The sequence below is a fragment of the Mariniflexile sp. HNIBRBA6329 genome (genome assembly GCF_043558645.1).
GTDB lineage: Bacteria > Bacteroidota > Bacteroidia > Flavobacteriales > Flavobacteriaceae > Mariniflexile.
The window spans coordinates 1-521 of sequence record NZ_JBIFXS010000048.1 but is presented as its reverse complement, the minus strand read 5'-3'; the positions used below and the strand labels follow the sequence as shown (position 1 = coordinate 521).

Sequence of the window (521 nt, the reverse complement as noted above, 5' to 3'; positions counted from 1 at the left end):
CAAGCAAACGAGCAACAAACTTTGGTTTAGCTAAAACTAGCAATTTTTTATATACTGTGTTGTACACTGGCTTTTATTTTTTCTTTAGTCAGTTTTACAATATAAAATCCGAAAGTATAAGTCGTCAAAAAACCTAAAACGATTATAATTCCGATGACTATTAAATTCAGGGTTAAATAGTTTTCAAATCCACTGAATACTAATTGAGAAAACAAAAACACAATCCATATTATAAAATTCACTCCAAATGAGAATTCAGCTGAAGTTTTTATAATGCTCTTTCCTTGATTTAAGCTTTTGGTGTTTCTTTTTCCAAAAATCCAGAGAGCAATTGGCAAAGTCAGATATAGTAAAGCCAAGGATATAAATAGGGAATTATATGACAACAATGCTCCAATTCCGATTAATCCGAGTAAACCACCCGAAAACATTAGTCCGATAAATGTCATAATAAATAGAAACCCTAGTCCAAATGTCATTCCATTTATTAATGCAACTTTGGCTCCAATGTTCTCATTTTT

At 30.7% G+C, this 521-nt stretch carries 1 protein-coding gene; it reads right to left on the bottom strand.

Annotated features, from left to right (window positions below; genetic code table 11):
* Positions 1-47 precede the first annotated feature (47 nt).
* Positions 48-521, bottom strand: a 474-nt coding sequence (locus ACGK9U_RS16135) for a hypothetical protein (protein WP_394467588.1), incomplete at its 5' end; no start/stop codon positions are given.